The 17,365-nt window shown below is 55.7% G+C and carries 19 protein-coding genes and 1 pseudogene (1 of these 20 cut by a window edge); 5 read left to right on the top strand and 15 right to left on the bottom strand.

What is annotated here, in order from left to right:
- From A3H92_08605 to A3H92_08590, 4 genes and pseudogenes are all read left to right on the top strand, one after another.
- Positions 1-1,458, top strand: a pseudogene (locus A3H92_08605) (hypothetical protein); it begins 387 nt to the left of the window's first position.
- A 72-nt stretch (positions 1,459-1,530) separates the two neighbouring features.
- A complete protein-coding gene (locus A3H92_08600; protein ID OHC74847.1) occupies positions 1,531-1,905 on the top strand; it encodes a hypothetical protein in 375 nt (124 codons plus the stop codon).
- Between the two features lie 5 nt (positions 1,906-1,910).
- Positions 1,911-2,546 carry a hypothetical protein gene (locus A3H92_08595; GenBank protein ID OHC74846.1) on the top strand — a complete coding sequence of 212 codons (636 nt, stop codon included), beginning with the start codon at positions 1,911-1,913 and terminating at the stop codon, positions 2,544-2,546.
- A gap of 6 nt (positions 2,547-2,552) precedes the next feature.
- Entirely contained in the window at positions 2,553-2,765 is a 213-nt protein-coding gene (locus A3H92_08590; GenBank protein OHC74845.1) for a hypothetical protein, read from the top strand.
- A 263-nt stretch (positions 2,766-3,028) separates the two neighbouring features.
- Here A3H92_08590 and A3H92_08585 read toward each other — a convergent pair whose 3' ends face one another.
- Both A3H92_08585 and A3H92_08580 read right to left on the bottom strand, forming a co-directional pair.
- The gene (locus tag A3H92_08585) at positions 3,029-4,447 is read right to left on the bottom strand and encodes a hypothetical protein (GenBank protein ID OHC74870.1); all 1,419 of its coding nucleotides are present in this window, start codon (positions 4,445-4,447) and stop codon (positions 3,029-3,031) included.
- Between the two features lie 77 nt (positions 4,448-4,524).
- The gene (locus A3H92_08580; protein ID OHC74844.1) at positions 4,525-4,839 is read right to left on the bottom strand and encodes a hypothetical protein; all 315 of its coding nucleotides are present in this window, start codon (positions 4,837-4,839) and stop codon (positions 4,525-4,527) included.
- Positions 4,840-4,964: 125 nt separating this feature from the next.
- Between A3H92_08580 and A3H92_08575 the strand changes: the two genes are divergently transcribed.
- On the top strand, positions 4,965-5,621 hold the full coding sequence (locus A3H92_08575) for a hypothetical protein (GenBank protein ID OHC74843.1): 657 nt from the start codon (positions 4,965-4,967) through the stop codon (positions 5,619-5,621).
- Here the strand turns inward: A3H92_08575 and A3H92_08570 are convergent.
- The 13 genes from A3H92_08570 to A3H92_08510 all read right to left on the bottom strand — a co-directional run bounded on the left by A3H92_08570 (position 5,600) and on the right by A3H92_08510 (position 17,246).
- Entirely contained in the window at positions 5,600-6,979 is a 1,380-nt protein-coding gene (locus tag A3H92_08570; protein ID OHC74842.1) for a hypothetical protein, read from the bottom strand. The genes A3H92_08575 and A3H92_08570 overlap by 22 nt on opposite strands.
- 56 nt (positions 6,980-7,035) lie before the next feature.
- Positions 7,036-7,584, bottom strand: a complete 549-nt coding sequence (locus tag A3H92_08565) for a hypothetical protein (protein ID OHC74841.1) — start codon at positions 7,582-7,584, stop codon at positions 7,036-7,038.
- Positions 7,585-7,587: 3 nt separating this feature from the next.
- Complete coding sequence (locus tag A3H92_08560) at positions 7,588-9,129, bottom strand: hypothetical protein (GenBank protein OHC74840.1); 1,542 nt, start codon at positions 9,127-9,129, stop codon at positions 7,588-7,590.
- A 14-nt stretch (positions 9,130-9,143) separates the two neighbouring features.
- Positions 9,144-9,584, bottom strand: a complete 441-nt coding sequence (locus A3H92_08555) for a hypothetical protein (protein OHC74839.1) — start codon at positions 9,582-9,584, stop codon at positions 9,144-9,146.
- A gap of 58 nt (positions 9,585-9,642) precedes the next feature.
- Positions 9,643-11,544: a hypothetical protein gene (locus A3H92_08550; GenBank protein ID OHC74838.1), complete on the bottom strand. Its 1,902-nt coding sequence runs from the start codon at positions 11,542-11,544 to the stop codon at positions 9,643-9,645.
- Positions 11,544-12,113, bottom strand: coding sequence for a hypothetical protein (locus A3H92_08545; GenBank protein ID OHC74869.1), 570 nt, complete (start codon positions 12,111-12,113; stop codon positions 11,544-11,546). The genes A3H92_08550 and A3H92_08545 overlap by 1 nt, the downstream gene beginning before the upstream one ends.
- A gap of 22 nt (positions 12,114-12,135) precedes the next feature.
- Positions 12,136-12,516, bottom strand: a complete 381-nt coding sequence (locus tag A3H92_08540; protein ID OHC74868.1) for a hypothetical protein — start codon at positions 12,514-12,516, stop codon at positions 12,136-12,138.
- Between the two features lie 77 nt (positions 12,517-12,593).
- A complete protein-coding gene (locus A3H92_08535; GenBank protein ID OHC74837.1) occupies positions 12,594-12,899 on the bottom strand; it encodes a hypothetical protein in 306 nt (101 codons plus the stop codon).
- 993 nt (positions 12,900-13,892) lie between these two features.
- Complete coding sequence (locus A3H92_08530) at positions 13,893-14,084, bottom strand: hypothetical protein (protein ID OHC74836.1); 192 nt, start codon at positions 14,082-14,084, stop codon at positions 13,893-13,895.
- Between the two features lie 485 nt (positions 14,085-14,569).
- Positions 14,570-14,875 carry a hypothetical protein gene (locus A3H92_08525; GenBank protein OHC74867.1) on the bottom strand — a complete coding sequence of 102 codons (306 nt, stop codon included), beginning with the start codon at positions 14,873-14,875 and terminating at the stop codon, positions 14,570-14,572.
- Between the two features lie 991 nt (positions 14,876-15,866).
- A complete protein-coding gene (locus A3H92_08520) occupies positions 15,867-16,112 on the bottom strand; it encodes a hypothetical protein (protein OHC74835.1) in 246 nt (81 codons plus the stop codon).
- Between the two features lie 31 nt (positions 16,113-16,143).
- A complete protein-coding gene (locus A3H92_08515) occupies positions 16,144-16,413 on the bottom strand; it encodes a hypothetical protein (protein OHC74834.1) in 270 nt (89 codons plus the stop codon).
- Positions 16,414-16,427: 14 nt separating this feature from the next.
- Positions 16,428-17,246, bottom strand: a complete 819-nt coding sequence (locus A3H92_08510; GenBank protein ID OHC74833.1) for a hypothetical protein — start codon at positions 17,244-17,246, stop codon at positions 16,428-16,430.
- Positions 17,247-17,365 lie beyond the last annotated feature (119 nt).

Here is a 17,365-nt window from a genome sequence, read left to right as displayed (position 1 = left end):
GCCCGCTTCCTGATCAATAATGACGGCTTTCCCGGCGCCGCCGATGCCGAGACCGGCTCATCGTTCCCCGCCTATCCCTACGGCTGGACGCTGCTGACCTACATGACAAGCAAGCTGGCCGGACGCTTCGTCGAAAACGCCGGGGGGCCTCTCAACGTTCTGCTGCTGCTGACTTTCGGCATGGTGCTGACAAGGGTGGTTCTCGTCGGGATCGGAAAAAAAGGACCGGCCGGCCACGGATGGGGACTTGCCGCCTTGGCTGTTCTCGCCGGGTTCGCCTTCAACCCGACTTTTTCCCAGAAGATCGTGCTGACCGCCTATGCCGATACGCCGAGCGCCGTCGTCCTCGGCGTCGGAGGGGCGCTCGGCTGGATGATGCTTAACGCCCTGGCGGACGGCGAAAAAGAAAAGGCAAGAGACCTGGCCTTGCAGTTCGGGTTGGCAATGATGGTGCTGGTTAATCTGAAACAGACCGGGTTTGTCTTGTTTGTCTTTGCCGTCATCGGCGTACTGCTCGCCGGACTGATGGATTCCAAGATTCGGTTTTCCCGCCTTGTCAGGCTGGTTCCGTTAATGGCGCTCCCGGCCGCAGCTATTCATGTCATATGGATTTCCTACGTCGCCGCCGAACTTTCCGCGTATGAGCGCAATTTGCTTCCCTACGCGAACTGGAACATCAATCTGATCCCGCAAATTCTCCACCGGATGCTGATCGTGCTTTCCAGGAAAGGGGCGTATTTCACCCTGATGACGGTGGTGGTCATTTTCGCCGTAAGGGGGCTGTGGCGTCGCCGCGACGCCATGGACAGGCTGGCTGTCATCGTTGCTTCGGTCTTTCTCGGCTACAACGCTTTTCTGTTATTTATGTATGTGGCGGGATTCGGCGCCGACGATGCCAAAACCGTCACCTCATTTTGGCGCTACAACATGCATCTGGGGCCGTTGGGCATGGTCTTCGGCGCCTATGGCCTGGCGCGGCTGTGGCAAGACCGCTTGGCGTTAAGATTGGACGCGAAAAAATTCAGCGTCGCCGCCGTTGTTTTGGCTCTGGCCCTGCCGGTGGCGTTCTCCTCCAAGCTGCGGTTTGATCGTGAGCCTCCCAAGCCCCACTTTCTGGCGGTGGCGGCCCGATTGCCGGACCTGCTGCCCGAGGGATCGAGGTTTATCGTGCTTGACCCCAAAGGCTCCGGAGAGTCGGCGATGATGGTTCGCTACTTCCTGGGCCTGAAAAGGCGGATGGTCGGGTTCAACAGCGCCTATCACGGTCAGAGCCTTGATGATTTCCGTAAAATGCTGACCCCCGGTCAAAGCGATGCGATTATCATTCATTCCGTTGTCCCGGCGCTGCGTGAGGCGCTGGGCATGGAATTGGCGGACGACGCATCTTATTTGCTCGGCCCCGGAGATGGGGGCTGGCGGATTGATAAAACATGGTTATATCCGAGGGAAGATAGATAATTGCTTTGAATTATACATTAATGATACATTACGAAGCCTGGGGTTTCCTCATCATGATCGGCGTCCGCGCAAGTGAATAAAACTGTTCTCCTGGTTGACGATAACCGTCTTGCCCGCATGATGTTGAGTTCCGTCATTGCCGAGGCCAGGTCCAAGTGGTCGGTGGTCGAGGTCCATAATGCGGAAGACGCGCTGGAGCAGATAGAAGCGAAAACGGGGAATTTCGACGTAATTCTGGTGGATGTGGGGCTTCCGGGGATGGACGGCCTGGAGCTGGTGTCGAGGATTCGCAAGAACAATCAAACCACGGCGATTGCCGTGATTACCGCCAACATCCAAACCCCGGTTCGCGAAAGGGCCGAGGCAATGGGCGCCACGTTCATCGAAAAACCGCTTAAGGCGCAAGCCCTCTTTGAATTTTTTGAAAAGGTGGACGGTCGAGAATAAAGGTCATGATTAAACTAACGGAAATCCAGCAGGAAACTATTACCGAGTTGATGAATATAGCCGTCGGTCGGGCGGCTTCGTCGCTCAATCAGCTTGTTGATGAAGAAATCGGCCTGACCGTGCCCCGCGTCAGGTTTATCGAACGGGGCGATGTAAGTCGGCTTATCAACGAACACACCATTGACGGCGCCTGCGCCGTCACCCAGGAGTTTTCCGGCCCTTGCCCCGGCGAGGCGCTTTTAGTCTTTCCGGAGAAAAAAAGCCTTGAGTTGGTGCGCGCCATTATCGGCGAACTGGCGCCTGTTGAAAGCGCCTCCGAGCTGGAGCGCGACGCCTTGACGGAAGTAGGCAATGTCGTTCTTAACGCCTCCCTGGGGAGCCTCGCCAACCTTCTGGGCATGGAGATTGTCTGCGCTCTGCCTGAATATGTGAAGGGCGCCGGCGAATTCATCATTATGGGCCGGGAAACAGGCGCCGGCGGCAACGGCGACATGACGATGTTCATGGAAGTAAATTTCGAATTAAAACAGCGAAAAATCAACGGCTATATGATGTTCATTCTGGGCATGGACGCCGCCCGAAAGTTCATGGACTTTATTGACGGCTACATGGCAAAAGCCTTTTCTTCGTCAAGGCTTTAATCGCCTATGTCGATAATACCGGCGGCAATAATTATTGACCGCCGGCAGCCTCGGCGCTTTCCCCTCCTTACCAAGGAGGGGTTGGGGGAGGTTGCTGCCGATACCCTTAACGCCCGGCGCGTTGACCGGAATAAGCGCTATTTTATGAAACACAGAGGCTCAGAGACACAGAGGAGGATAGAGAGAAAAAAGAAAAAGCAGAAAGAAAACTTCGCTTAATCTTCTCTGCGCCTCTGTGCCTCTGTGGACAAAACACACAGGCCGATAATTCTCTCTTCAATACCCCCTCTAACTCCCCCTTGAAGCAAGGGGGAGAATTTTTCAGAGTCATTTTTTACGGCCATTGACATTAGATGCTCCCTGGATGCTTCGTCTTGCTTCGTCGCTTCGCTTCTCGCAATCCTCGCAAAGACGGCAAGACGTGGCCCACAGCGACCTTGAGCGGTTCAAATCAATCCTGACGCGCTAATTGCCTACGTCGATCAGATATTGAAGCCGGTCCTGGCGGTGAAGGAGCCGTATCCGGGACGCCAGTTGCGCCGCGTCCTGACTTCCCTGGGCGTCGGCTCCGGGCGGCGGGAAAGCCGCACCGGTTCGCTCAACAGGCAACCGGAGACCGCGTCCAGGCCGTCATCGCGCCCTCTGCCGCCCGGACGCCATTCCCGCATTTCGGCGATGAAAGGCGTGTCCCAGACGCAGCGGTGAGCATGCAGACGGCGGTCGGCGAGAACGGCGTCAAAGGCTTCGACTATGCGCGTATCCTTGGCTTGTTTCGAGGCGACTTCGATGACGGCGCAAGGCCGGCCGGCCTCCGCCAGTTCCTTACGCAGCAGGCCCGGCAGAAATCGTCCGATGCCGTTGGTCTCCAAAGTCACCGCCGGCAGGTAAAGATCATCCAGAAAGCTCACCACCCGGCGGCAGAGTTGCGTCGCTTCGGCGGCTTGTTCGGTTTTATCCGGATCATGTTCCAGGTAGAGAGCGCGGTGGAGCCAGTATTCGCCGTCCTCGTCGGTGAAGACGGCGGCGATGACGCTGGCGTCGCCTTTTTCCGGCGATCCGTAGGACGGATCCCACCAGCACGACGCTCTTACCAGACGCTTTCCGCCCAGGGTCAGAAGCGCCTCGTTGTTGCTTTCGTGGTAGACAAGCTCGGCGTCATAACAGCGCAGCAGGTCGGGGTCGAGACGACCGTCGGCAAGGTTTGCCGGCCTCAACATCATCTGGCTTTCAAACTTGTTAGGCCCTGTGCGGCGGCGGATGGCCTCTATCTTTTCCTCGCTGAAGCGCTCCGGCCAGCGGCTTTTGCCGCGCTCGTCCAGGATCGGCAACTCCAGCCTGACGAAGCCGTCGAGGAAGGGAGTTTCCTCGCCGGTCTCCGGCCTGCGCTCACGGCTGTAAATGGAATAGTAGGTATGGGGCGTGCCGATGATCAGTTTCAGGCCGCCCGGCGTCAGGACGTACTCGATCTCGTTCAGACGCTCCCGCAAATCAGCGCGTTTGGGCGGGGTGTCGCAGGTGTTGGGAACCTCTACGTCGTCACATATCACCACGTCGGCGCGTGATCCCGTAATATTGGCGCCGATGCCCTTGGCCAGCATGGAAGGATCGCGCAATTCCCCCGGGCGGTTGACGGTGAATTGGCCGCAAGCCCACTGATCGGCGCGCTCCGGCTTCAGCCCCCCGGTCAAGGGGTGGCGTTCGATGATGCGTTTGACATTCCGCACCATCTTTTCCGCCAACGCCAGATCGGCGGCTATGACCAGAATCCGGATATTCGGGTCGCGCATTATCAGCCACGCGCTGAAAAGGCCGACAAGAGTCGACTTGCCGGAATTGCGGAACGCCAGCAGCAATAATTCCAGATCATTCGCCGGCAGGCGGGCGGCCAGCCAGCGGGTTATGCGAACATGCAGCTTCGGCGTGGCCAGTCCCTGACGGTGATTCCATATCCAGACAAACTCCGGGAAATCAACGTCTTTCATTCCTCATCCTCCGGATGATTGTTGAGGGCGACCGCCGCCCTGGCGATAAGCGTGGAATTTTCATTTCGCATTTTTGTTTCCGGGTCCGTTCCTTCGGCCCAGACGGTCATCTTGATGAGATGCTCTATGTGGGCGAGAGCGGCCTTGCAGGCCGCCTGACGGGCGGCGAAATCTTTGGGACATTCCGGGGCGCCGGATGCCAGCGTCCGGTAGTCCGCCGCCGCCTTGGCGAGCAGGGAGGGAAATTCGACCGCCATTTTACGCCGGACGTAATCAAGATTCGTCACGGCTTTTTCGTCTGCGCAATTCATGATTTTACCTCCCTGCACAAGAAAACCCGCCTGGAGCGCACACACCTAAAGCGCAGGTGGCAAGCGTCAAGCGACATGATATGATTACGTTGGATTTATCGTGGAATGGTTGTGGGGGGCGTGTGATGGTTTTTCGAATCTTGGCTCTTGCCCTGTTCCTTGTTGTGCTTTCCGTGTCCGCCGGCGAGGCGGGCGATGCGGCGTCGGTTTTTCCCGCATCCGCCGGGGAGCAGGAGACCTTGACCTTTGATCCGGCGACCAGTTCCAGCCGATGCATCGGCAATCCGGTGACGCCGCTTTGCGCCGTGGAAACCTACGAAGCCTGTTATTTATGGGTTGACAAAAAAGTCTGTGCGGCCATGGGCATCGACCCGGCAACCTTCACATTCACGACCGGCGCGTACTTTAAATTGGGCATCTATCATTACCGGATCGAGACCCAGAAAGTCATCGATGCCGAAGATGTTGCCTTGGTGGCGAAAGACTTGGACAAGTCGAAGGTATCTCCCGGCGATGTGGTTATACAATTGCGATGGGAGAGTTGTGCGCCTGTGGACGCCTGTGTATTCGAGTCATTGCGACGGAAGGGTTGTGAGCCTGTAGCCTTATGTGCGATCATGCCAATGGACGACAACGACCGCGCCTTTGGCGAGGGATGCCCTCCGACCCAATGCGGGACAGAGAAAGACCCTCAGACCTACCTCGTGCGCGATATCGGCGGCAAGTGGCAGGTCGTGGGTTGGTACGCAGACAAGACTTTTCATGGCGAGTTTTGGGAGTGAAACCGACCGATTCGCGAGCGCCACCCCTTGGCGTCTTTTCGATCTTTGACCATATCCCGTCGAGCATCGCCCAGGGCGTCAAGAAGCGCACGGTTCGTCTTGGGGTTTAAGGCAAGTTGCCGGTAGGCCTCGAAGGTCTTGGGTCCCATATTTCCATCGGAAGGCACGGTTTCCGGCGTTACCTTGTTGATCGCGTTTTGGATTGCTTGGGCGCCATCATGGCGGCCATGGGCGAACATGGCGTCGGCGAAGGCGGTGGACGCCTTTTCATCGCCGATTCGCGATATATTGCTGCTTCCGGGGACTTTCTTGTCCACGGTGTGCAATACGTCGTCAAAATAGTGCCGGTAGACCTTTGCCCGATCATCCATGGAGAGCTGACCCGGTATGGCTCCCTTCTCGACGCCCGGCAGGGCGCCGGCCCCGATGGCGCGATCAAGAGCTTCTTGAGTGATGCCGCTGGCCGCTCCACTTCTTTGGTCGGTAGTAAGGCCACCCTCGGCGGCAAATATTTTCTTGTATGTGTTGGCCTCAACGGGAGATAGGTTATTCAACTTACCCACTGAGGCAGACCATTTTTCCAATTCGGTTTTTTTAGTTACATCGATCTCGCTCTGATCGGTATGGGGGCCGGCATCGGTGACAAACATCTCCGGGAAGTGCCTGGCTTTTTGGGCATCATCCAGCTTGTCGTAAACGGTTTTCTCGAAGCCTTTGGCCCGGGCCGGGTCGCGGTCGTTTAGTTGACGCATGAAGTCGCCGAACTCGCCTACCGCCTTATCGCCGTAATCGTTGATCGCCTGGGCCTGCAGGTTGGGCAGGTCGCCGTTGTCGGCGTATTTCAACATGCCGTCTATGGCGCGGCGGTTGGAAGCGTGATCCTCGGCGGGCAGGGCGGGCAGGGTGCGCGCACGCCACCATGGCGAGGCGGCGTCGGCCCGGGGCGAGGCATTATCCGCCATGATGTCTTTGACCTGATCATCAAGGCCGCCGCTTGCCAGTTGGTAACCCATGGTCGTAACGGTGGGACCGTCAACGTTGGCCTGGGCGTCTACCTTCAAGTCGTTGGCTTGCTGGAACGATTCCATGCCCCGCTTCAGGGAATCGCCGAAGGCGCCGGTGGATTCCGCCTGATCGAGGAAGCCCAGTTTACTCAACCCGCTTTCCATCCTGTTCACGTCGTCAGGCAGGTTGCGCCCGCTAACGCCGACCGAGTCGCTGAGGGAGAAGAGGCTGCTTTCACGCTTCTTGGGGCTTGGCGACAGGGTATCGTCCAACAGGTTGTAGCGGCTCGGCGTTTTAGAGCCGTCGTCGCCAAAACCAAGGCTGCCCATCAGGTCTTCAAGCAGATTGAACATGGCTGGTTTCCTTGAATTGCTTTCGTTGATTAGATATTGAGTCGTATCCGCCGGCCTTACGGCCAGTTGGCGTCATTGGCCGGGTTAAAGGCGGCGAGTTCGGCGGCGGTCATGGCGGCGATCTGTTCCTGCACGGCGGCGGACCTGTCAAGCACGGTGGCGACGAAGGCTTCGGCGACATCGAAGATGGTCTCCACCTGAGCCTTGCCTAATGTCAGCCTGACCCCGGCGTCGGTCATGAAGGTGCGGGAATAGCCGGCGCCTTTGCGCCCTCCCGCCGTCACCATGCCGTGCAGACGACCGATTGACGCGGCGTCGCACTTGATGCGGTTGCCGCCGATGACCGCGCCCTTGGTTATCCGCGCCTCGGCCTCGATTTTCACGGCATCGATTGCCGCTTTCCTGCTCTCGGTCAGAACGGCAACCTCGTATTCGGCCAGCCTGGCTTCGATCTCAACGGCGGTCGGCGGCGTGGAGCCATGTCGCCAGACTACGTTGGCGTCAAGCCATGATTGCAACGGGACCGCGCCGTCGTAATCGGCCAGAATATGAAGCCAGGCATTCGGCCAGTAGCGTTTTATTGTTTCGATCAGTTTGTGTTGCATGGTTCAACTCCCATCAATTACTTCAAGAACAAAGACGGCGGGAACGAAGGCGGTGTAGTCAGTCTGACCTTCTGCCGAGAAGGACGCTTGAGCATTATCGCCCATCAACACTTTTACGGTTTGGCTTCCGGTTGCCATGCCGACGGCGCCGTCAAGCGCTATGGCGGCGGCGATGTCAAAGGATATCTGCGTCGGTATGTTCATGTAGTAACCGGGGCCATACCCGCCACGAATTTTTGAGGAGCCTGTGGCATCGGAGACCATAACAGGTGAGTAAGAAGTTGATCCCGCCATGACATTAACGGCAAAATACTTCTTGCCGGCCACCTCCAGGCCTATTGTCACTGACGCATATGTGACTCCGGAAATCCGACTAAAATCCGCCTGTTCGCAGGTAAGCCTTAATATCCCCGCCGTCGGGATATTCACTTTGGCGGGCGACCCCGCGCCCAGGTCGGAACCGAGCGGCGATCCGCCGGAAACGCAGGGATCGAGAGATGAAGTGGCGGCATGAATAGTGCGATGAACGGCAACCAGCTTGCCGCCGCCGCCGGGCAGGTTGGTAAGCTGTGAACCGTCGCCGTCGGCGCGCAGCAGGGCGCCCGTCCCGCCGGCGGCCACGTCCTGCACCGCCGCGTTGCCCAGTCCCAAATTGGTCCGCGACGTCGCCGCATTCGCCACATCGGAGAGGTTATTGGCTTTTTGAAGATAGCGGCCGTCGGCATTGGCAATGGTAGGCACATTAGCCCCGGCCGTGCCGGTATTGACCGTGGCCGCCGATCCTAACCCGAGATTTGCCCGCGCTGTTGTTACGTTGGCGACATCCGACAAATTATTGGCGCCGATCATGTCGCCGTTGCCGGAACCGGAGGGGCCAATAAGCGAGACGCCGGGGAGCGGCCATGAACCGGCTGTTTTCGGTCCATAATAGGTGTGGTTGGTTGTGTCGAAATAAAAGTCGCCGTTTGCTCCCATGGCGTCTGCGGGAACTCCTGATCCGCCGAGTACGGTCTTCCCATCCAGCCCCGAGGGGCCTTGCGGTCCCTGGGGGCCGGCAGTGTCTCCGGCCGTGGGATCGCCGTTGGCGTCAAACGCCAGGAATTTGCCGGCTCGCGTCGCTTTGCCCGGAATCTCCATCGACGCGGCATGGTCGGTTACGGCGAGGCGCAGACAGCGGCCCACATCTTCGTTTATCTGCTGAACGCCGGCGGTCAGAATATCCAGTTCATCATTGATTACTTTTGCGCGGAATTCCCCTGATTCCTGGAAATCGGAGTTTCTTTGGATGGTTAGTTTCCGCCGCAAGGTAACCGTAACGCCGTTGGCCGGAGCGGTAACGAAGGTTACCGAGCCGCCGCCGGAATTACCGGCGCCGGTTACGGCGTAGTCGGCGGTCAACGTCTTGAGCGTGGTATTTTCATAGACTTCCACATCCCCATTTTGAAAGATGGGAAACGGGTAGGTGAACTGGGCTTGCACGCCGTTTCCCGCGTATTGAATGCGCGGCGAAACGGCGCCTATTTGTATATGGTCAGCCATTTTCATCTCCTGGGTTAATTTTAGAAGTTTCCGATCAAGGGAATGTTGCGGATGCTTTGCCGGAACAGCCCGTACATCCTGCGGGGCTTGTCGTAGGATTCCTGAAGCAGGTTCAACCGCCGGCTGTTTGATATTTTTCTTCCGATGTCGTCGACTTGCCGGTTTGACGCGGCGCGGTTATCGTTGATGGCCTCCTCCGTTTGTTTTCGAAGCCCATCGAGGACAGCCTTGGATGATCCGTCGGTCGAAACGATTCCTTGCGCCCCGAAACGCGCCCTTTGCGTCGCCAGTTCTTTGCGCAAATCCGCACGATTTAATTCTTCGGTTTTTTGCTGCGCCTGCTGAATTCTCTGAATGCCGGTTCGGACATTTTCAGCCTCCATTTTATTTTGTTCCCTGGCTATTTTTCTGCTGTTCGTTACATCAAAGACGCTAAGCGCCTGATTGCCGAATCCACCCATTTGACGCGCTCCTTCAGGTAGTGCTGTTTGAGAAATGTGAGATTGATCCGAAGATCAGTCAGACGTTCAGTTTGATTTCCGTCATCACCGCAAGCAGGGTGAAGGGAAGCGGCGCATCCTGTTGAATGCGCCATATAGATTCCACGGCGTCCTTCTTCCATCCCAGAACGCGCACCGCCTTGTCGCCGGTAAAGGCCTGCGGCGGCGCATCGAGAACGTTTTCGCCGAATCGTTTGAACGGCACGTCGATGAAACCCGATCCGGCGTCAAGGCGCAAAGCGGACGAATCATGCAGGCGAAAGGTAATCTCAACCGGACGCAGCTTGCCGCCTTGCGCATCGCCGCCTCCCGGTTGCGCCGCCGGCGGCAGAGGCTCAATAACGTGCGAAAAGCCGAGGCCGATCTGGACGGCAAAGGCCGGTTCGGCCAATTCGACGGCGCCGTTGGCGACAACCTTGTCAGGGCGCACCGCGCCGTCGGCCAGAATTTTTACCGTGGCCCCTTCCAGGTGGTTCAGCCCGCTCCATATGGTTTTTCCGTTGACGTCCGTACCGCCAAGGCCGGAATCCACATTAAAGGCCGGATCGAATATCTCGACATAGAAGCCGCCGGCGCGCTCAACCAGCACATAACAATCTTCGCCGATGGCGACGACGGACTTGATCGATCCGGCGGTTTCCTGAAGACACCACGCATTGACTTCCTCGGCGCGATATATTGTTAACGTCGCCAGCGAGCCGTTGCGCATAACCAGGTGGTGCAGGCGCCGTGATTTTTGGAAATCCTGGTCCACCGGGTCATCGATCATATGCTGCGCAAGCATGGCTAAATCCGTGGATTGGTAGGCCTGCTCGCCGTCATAATAAAGAAACTCGCGCAATTCAGCCCCGCTGCGGGGGATGAACAAAGTCGCGCCGTCAACATCCCTGGGAGGCACGGTGCGATCCACCGGAGAGCCGATGCGCGTCTGGCGATGCAGTTGTACGCTGCCCGGAGTTATCGGTTCGCCGGCTACCTTCCATTCGGACCCGGAGGTGAATACCTGGAGGTGGCGACTGGAAAATACCGCTCGTATGGCGTTGACCTGATCCGAAAGAATCGCAAATTCAATGCTTTCATCGTCAAGACCGGCGCCGAGATCAAAGTTGAACAAGTCCGAAGACTTGGACAGCCACAGCCGGTTGGGCAGATCGCGTGAGCCGCCGATAACCAGTCGGTCCTGGTGAAAACTCACCGTGGCCGGCCATCCGCGCAGGTCTGAAAATGACTGTTCTTCCCAGTCCTTGACGGCGGCGGTCGAAAGCAGGGTCTCCTTGACGGCGGCCTGAACCTGGGTCGCGGAAACATAACTTGTAACGGCCACTTCCTTGTTTTCCAGGCGAAGACGCTTGCCTGCGTGTCCGGTCTGGAAAACGTTCCGGGAAGCGGTGATGGTAATGGAGCCGGTCGTGGCGCTCGGCGTCAGCGTCACGGCGTCGTCGGCAAACTTGTGATGAGGCTGGAAAATCTTGCCGTTTTTTTCAAAAAATTCCCAGTCCAGAATACTCCAGCCGGCATCGGACAAACGGGTGATCTTTTTCGGCGCCGTGTCCGGATGGACAATGAACAAAGTATCGGCGGATTGAATCCAGGAAATTTGTCCGACCTGCTGGAGAGACCACGGCGCCGTAAAATCGGCCACTTTCACGCCGTCACGATAGACGTCGATATGCTGGTCGCTGAAGGCCAGCAGATAGACCTGTTCGGTGTTGAACTCAAAGGCGACAAGGCGACCGTTGCCCCGCGCCGCATCAATCAACCGCAACCCTGACCTGCGGCTTACCCCTCCTGTCGGATGGATAAAAACATTCCGCAGCTTCATCATGCCGTTGTCATAGGCCCGAAGATCGCCCCGTCCGAGAAGGTTCGTCGAAATTTCTCCGCCGGTGAAACTGTTTTTATGGATTTGGATGCGGGACATTATTTTCTTACCTCCGTCAGGGTGAAATCTTCGATGCGCCCTGTCGTCGCCTGTTGAGAATCGATCATCTTGGCGCGACGGAATTCCTCTTCGGCCCGGCTGTACAGGCTTTCCGATCTCGACGTTGATTCGGTTACCGGAATGGCGAATTCGGCGGACAGTCGCGCAATCAGGGCCTGGTTGAAGTAAGGGGGAAACTCGCTTTCGTCCGGCCGGAAAATATAGGTGAGCACCACCCCGTCGGTATCGGTGTGAAGTTTGCGCTCGGCGATTCGATAGACGATGCCGCGTCCCCTGCCGATGACGCCGGCGGACAAGACCCTCAGGAAGTCGGCCGGCAGTTGATAAGCGAAAGCGTAATCCGCCACCGGCTTGGCCAACAGCTTGGCCAGCGTCGTCTGAGCGGTGGCGAAACTCCAGGGATGGGCGGAAAGAAGCCCGTCGCGCACGGACGGAAACAGGTTGGCCGCCACTTCCGCCTCGGCGGTTCCTTCATCAAATGAAGTGATCGTATTGGCGCCGATTTTCAAAAGCGCCCGCGAACACAAGGCAATACTGCTGAGAGTCATTACCATTCTCCTTGTTTTTTGCTCATTCCACATTGTTGTAGAATTTGTGGTTGCCGATCACGACGCAGGGCATAAGGCCGCCCGCCCACGGCGGGGTCACGCTCTTGGCGTGGTAGTGGGTGGCGCCTCCCGTCGGGTCCTTGAGAACCCCGGCGACGGCGCGCCGCGCAATCCGCACGCAACAGGCAAAGACCTCGTTGCCCTGATCGATGGTTTCGATCTTGTCGCGGTTGGGGTCATTCTCGTTCCAGCACGAAAACTGCCAGGGCCGGCGGCAAACGGCGGCGACCGAGTCGCCCCACCAGTAGCCGTTGCGGTCCTTCGCCCTGCGGACGCGGTTGATAATCACGGAAGCGACCGCTTCCTTGCCGCGAACGTGTTCGCCGCGAGCCTCCCCGAACAGGGTGCGGGCAAGGGCGTCAACCTCCGGGTTAAGAGGGACGCGGGTATTGTGGTTACTTTTTTGGGGTTCCTGAACGCTCATAACCCGCCTCCATGGCCGGCGGAACCCAGTTTGTCCTCGATGCGGATCAGGTGGCTGGTCAGGCGTTGCTCCACTTCTTTCAGATAGCCGAGGGAGGCGTACGACTTGGCCACCTCCAGCTTGTAGGCGGAAAGGCTTTCCCGCAGGCGGGCCATGCCGTTTTCGCAGCTATAGCGCACGGCGTCGCTTTCATCGCCGGCGTCCTGGCGGTTTCGCCAGTTCAGCCAGAACAAGCCGGCCAGGGCCGGCAATTCAACCGCCGTGATCCACCAGATTACGTCAATGGTCCATGTGTCGTGCATGGTCGGTTCTCCCTTGCCTAGAGGTAAATAAAACGCCCTTTTGGGGGCGCGTCAGGTTTGTCGGATTGGTCAAAAAGAAAGCCCCGGACGGGGCTTGGGGGCGGCTATGCTCGCTGGAAGGGGCAGATGGCGACCTTTTTGCACACAACCCGCTCTAAGCGAACAACGATCAAGATCGTCATGACCAGTTTGGTCTGTAATATAAGGTGGTTTTTATGGCTTGAGCGGCTATGTACGCATGACGGTAAAAAGGCCAAAATCAAGAGCTACCCTACTCCGAAAACGCAAAAATTCGGGATATTCAAGAGAGGATAAGCAACAATGGTTGCGGCGATTATGTAAAAACGACCATGCGAAATAATTTTTGAAGGCGACCGGATTGCTAAAATATCTATATTAAGTATTTTGTGGGTTGATAAGTAGGTTTATTAATTCTTCAAATTTTGGAATAAAAAGATGAGAAATGTATGCTTGTGGAATGCGAAGTTTTAAAGCTATGGAATAATCATCAATTTGGCTCTTGTCTCTTTCAGCTTTAAATTTCTTTCTGTTTTCTTCTGGACATAAAGCACCTAATGCCATCCAAAAACATTTTATTTCCGAAGTCATTTGGGGAGAGTGCTCTTTTGTATTTGGAGCTATAAACTCAGACAATAGTCTCTCAAAGGCATCCCCGGTATCTGTTGCTTCTAATGGGCTATCAAAAATATGCATTAATTCTTTAACAAAAACAAAGCGTTCTTCGCATCTATTAAGTCCTTCTCGCGGAAGGACAATAAGATGGCATCCAAACTGCTGAACTAACGGGTGACTTTTATTACGCCCAGAAAGATAAAACCCTCGGCATAATTCAACATTTAATGCTGTTTTTGCAACACGCAACGACGGGACACCGGCGAGTTCCTTGACTTTGTCGCGAATGTTATTTCTGTGAATATGGGGCGTTAACGTTTGGCAAAAATCGTAAAGTCTACTATAGCTCATAGTTAACGACTAACAATCGTTGAAGTCATCAACGTTATCAAAGTCACCAGCCTCAACCTGAGCAATTGCCTTATTTATTTCTTGAGCCACCTCTTCCGCTGTGGCGTCCCTTTTGCTGCCAGGAAACAACTTAATATTGGCAACATAAAGGGCATCCTCATCAAAGAGGCGATGCCTTGCCAGTTCAAGTTGTGTTGCCATTTTCTACCTCCAAAGAGCCTCTGCCGCCTTCTTTACAATTTTGGCTCGACCTATTACTCAATTAAACTTCCAGCGCACACCCTCGCGCCAAACCTTCCACTTTCGGTCAGCCCAAACAGCTTCCCGATCAACCCTTCAGCTTCACCATAGCCAGTTTGGCGACAACAACGACACCTCAACCACACCAAGGAACGCCACTCCTCTTAGCCATCTGAACGCATATCCCGCTTGATTAGGGTCGGAGCATACAAGCAGATTATATAACAAATGATTACATTGCCAAAGAAAACGATTGGCACACACTTGGAACTCTATCCCAATCCCCTATGAATGCAATGGAAAAAAATTCACCCGGTCATACATTTGCAAAATAGATATGTCAAAAATGTATACATCAAATTATTTCCCAGTCAGACAAATAGGACGTTAACGGCTGATTTGCAATTCCGTTCGATTTTAAAATGCGTCACTTTACAAAACCCTCATCAGCTTTTGGCGCCGGCCAGTTGCGCCGGGAGTTCCTCCCAGTTTTCGCCGGAAAGCATCAGGCAACTGACGCCGTCGGGCCGGGTCATGATGATGGTGAAGGTTCCGGCCTTGGAGGCGAACACCTCAATCACGGAACCGTTGGAAGCCAGACCCATGGCGACGGGCGCTTCGGAGAAGTCCTTTTCAAGCCGGAACAGGGCGTCGCTGCGTTCGCCGCACGCCGTCTGCGCCTGCGCGGGTGACGGAGACGCGCTCTGCCAAAGAAGCAAAGCGCTAAGTAAAACAATGATATATCTGACCATTACATCCTCCTGATACATCAACTCAAAACAAAAAGGCCGTCACGAAGGACGGCCTGAATATAATAATTTGAATAAAATTGCAGCTAATTCAAGAGTACGGTCGCCCTTCAAGGCAATATATAGTATAAAACAAAATCGTTAAGATTTCAATAACAACAAAATGGTTCACTGTAATTTGATATTTACTTATATTTAGTTAATTTTATTTAAAATTTTAGTAAAATTATTGTCGCGGAGTTCATGTGTCTCTTGATAACAAGCAAAAGCTTTTATATGGCTTGATCATATGATATACAATCACGGTTAGAGAATAGATCGGCACCCTGCTTTTGTTTGTATGCGGTAAATTATAAGGAACAGTACCATGAGCAAGAAACTAAATGAAACGACGGGCAAGAAGGCTGCGAGCAATGCTGGCAAAACGCTACGCGATCCGCGTTCCTCTACAGCGGCAAAGTCCGCTGCTGCTTCTGCTTTGACGCAAGTCGTTAAGAAGAAATAAGTGTAGTACGTTTTAACACAGCAATGGTGGGTATCACAATTACCCCCGTTGCTTGTGCTTCTTCTCCTATATCTGCCACATTCGCTGCCAGCGCGATGACGTCTTTGTCGTCCTGCACTATAAATCCAACTGAATAACAGCGGCAGAAGTCACGTTGCGTAGCTTTATCAAGCAGCATCCATTCGTTGGTAGGCTGGCGACTGTCAGCCCATTCAACTAATATTGCTTCCTTGCCAAGAGTGCTATTGTTATCCATTAGCTCTTACACCAATTCGTTTTTCATAGGTTAGTGTCACCGCCGGGCTTGACCCGGCGGCCCACGTCTTTTTAGGTCCATGGCGAAAGTCGTGGATGCGCGGATCAAGTCCGCGCATGACGATTGAGGTAGGCGATCACAACCTGATTATTTGTCTTCATGAATAGGGAACCGCATGGAAAACCCGCCATGAGAATCGTTTAAATGGGGTAGGCCACTAATATTGGCTATTGTCATTCGGAATCGGCAAGGTCGTCGTTGATCATCCGCCCGGTGGCGTCATAGCGGGCCTTTGCCGCGCCGTAGAGTTTGTCAAAGCCGTCCTTGATCTTGTTTCGATAGGCTTCATGCTGGGGGTGGGTGGTCTTCAAATAGCGTTCGTCCCTCATCAGGTCGCGCAGCGCCTTTTCGGTCAGCGGGTCGGGAAACTTGAACATTTGAAACTCCATATGTCTGGGAAAAAACGCCTCCGTGGGCATTTTCCCACGGAGGCGCAGGTAAAAGAGAGGCTTAGTCGGTATCGACGGCGCCGACGGCGGTCATATCGGCGACGTCAACGACGCCCGCCGCGTTGGATTTGACCAGAAAGATGCCGGCGCCGGGCGCGCCGTCGGTATCAACGTTGGCCATGATCATGTCGCCGACGCGCAACATGTCGGAGGCGCTGTTGAAATAACCGGCGGTATCGACGTCCGCCGCCGGATCGACGGTCGCGTAATGCCACAGCGTAAAGCCGTTGGCGTAGGCGATAACGCTGAGATTCCTGGATTGGTAAGCCATGATTAAGGCCCTCCCTAGGCTTCAAGACAGCGCATGGAAACGATGCCCGACGTGTCGAGCAGCACGGATCCCTGGCTCATCATGTTGTTGATAAAGTGAGCGGCCCTGTCGCCGTGCCAGGAGACGTCGGATTTGACCTCCGCGCCGATGGCGTGAGCGACGGCCGTCTTGTGGTACCAGTAGCAATAGCGGACGCCGGCGGTCTTGGTGAGGTTCGAGTGTGGCATCCACAGGGTTCCCAGCCAACGCTTGGCCTGGGTGCCCTTCCACGGCAGTTCATCGGCGCCGATGTAGTCGGCGTTGGCGAACTCCAGGATGCCGAGCAGATCGCTCCACTGCTTCCAGCCGACAACGGCGTAACGCTCGCCGTCATCGGGAACATCGGCCTCGCCCAGCAGTTCAAACGCGCCTAAAACCTTGGCTTTGGTCAGGCCGTCGGTTCCGGCGCCGGAATAGTTGGTGGCGGTGTCCAGTTGAGAGATGATCAGCTCGTCGGTCTTGCGGCCCAGGGCGTAGGCGCCGGCCTTGGCGACCACCATCCGCTCATTGATGTTTGACTTCAGTTCGTCAAGTTCATCGACCCAGTCGCCGGCGTAATAGTCATAGACCGGACATTCCACCGGCGTGTGATCGACATTCATCACCGGCACCTTGCCGTGACGGGCCTTGGTCGAGGCCGTTCCCTTGCCCACCTTCTGGAAGGTGGTGGATGAGCCGATGACCTTGTCCTTGGTCCTGACCGTGTTGCGCAATTTGCTGCCCATCTGCTGGTATTGCAGGTGGACGTCGGCCTGGAAGTTCTTGATGAACGACAGATCGACAGTTGTCGACATGAGGCATTCTCCTTGTTTGCATGGTTGAATTTGAGGTTGGCGAGCGGCGACGCCCCCAGGGATCGGTTACGGCTGCCCGCCGTCCCATGAAGACGTCAAAAAGCCGCCGGGCCGGAGAG

The organism is Rhodospirillales bacterium RIFCSPLOWO2_02_FULL_58_16, from assembly GCA_001830425.1.
Taxonomy (GTDB): domain Bacteria; phylum Pseudomonadota; class Alphaproteobacteria; order Rhodospirillales; family 2-02-FULL-58-16; genus 2-02-FULL-58-16.
This window is presented reverse-complemented; position numbering and strand designations above follow the sequence as displayed.

Bases quoted from the DNA above. Each gene is read 5' to 3' on its own strand.
- A3H92_08550 (OHC74838.1), bottom strand. From the start codon at position 11,544: ATGTCCCGCATCCAAATCCATAAAAACAGTTTCACCGGCGGAGAAATT.
- A3H92_08555 (OHC74839.1), bottom strand. From the start codon at position 9,584: ATGGGTGGATTCGGCAATCAGGCGCTTAGCGTCTTTGATGTAACGAAC.
- A3H92_08535 (OHC74837.1), bottom strand. From the start codon at position 12,899: ATGCACGACACATGGACCATTGACGTAATCTGGTGGATCACGGCGGTT.
- A3H92_08515 (OHC74834.1), bottom strand. From the start codon at position 16,413: ATGGCTTACCAATCCAGGAATCTCAGCGTTATCGCCTACGCCAACGGC.
- A3H92_08560 (OHC74840.1), bottom strand. From the start codon at position 9,129: ATGAAAATGGCTGACCATATACAAATAGGCGCCGTTTCGCCGCGCATT.
- A3H92_08545 (OHC74869.1), bottom strand. From the start codon at position 12,113: ATGACTCTCAGCAGTATTGCCTTGTGTTCGCGGGCGCTTTTGAAAATC.
- A3H92_08565 (OHC74841.1), bottom strand. From the start codon at position 7,584: ATGCAACACAAACTGATCGAAACAATAAAACGCTACTGGCCGAATGCC.
- A3H92_08575 (OHC74843.1), top strand. From the start codon at position 4,965: ATGGTTTTTCGAATCTTGGCTCTTGCCCTGTTCCTTGTTGTGCTTTCC.
- A3H92_08595 (OHC74846.1), top strand. From the start codon at position 1,911: ATGATTAAACTAACGGAAATCCAGCAGGAAACTATTACCGAGTTGATG.
- A3H92_08570 (OHC74842.1), bottom strand. From the start codon at position 6,979: ATGTTCAATCTGCTTGAAGACCTGATGGGCAGCCTTGGTTTTGGCGAC.
- A3H92_08520 (OHC74835.1), bottom strand. From the start codon at position 16,112: ATGCCCACGGAGGCGTTTTTTCCCAGACATATGGAGTTTCAAATGTTC.
- A3H92_08530 (OHC74836.1), bottom strand. From the start codon at position 14,084: ATGGCAACACAACTTGAACTGGCAAGGCATCGCCTCTTTGATGAGGAT.
- A3H92_08510 (OHC74833.1), bottom strand. From the start codon at position 17,246: ATGTCGACAACTGTCGATCTGTCGTTCATCAAGAACTTCCAGGCCGAC.
- A3H92_08580 (OHC74844.1), bottom strand. From the start codon at position 4,839: ATGAATTGCGCAGACGAAAAAGCCGTGACGAATCTTGATTACGTCCGG.
- A3H92_08590 (OHC74845.1), top strand. From the start codon at position 2,553: ATGTCGATAATACCGGCGGCAATAATTATTGACCGCCGGCAGCCTCGG.
- A3H92_08525 (OHC74867.1), bottom strand. From the start codon at position 14,875: ATGGTCAGATATATCATTGTTTTACTTAGCGCTTTGCTTCTTTGGCAG.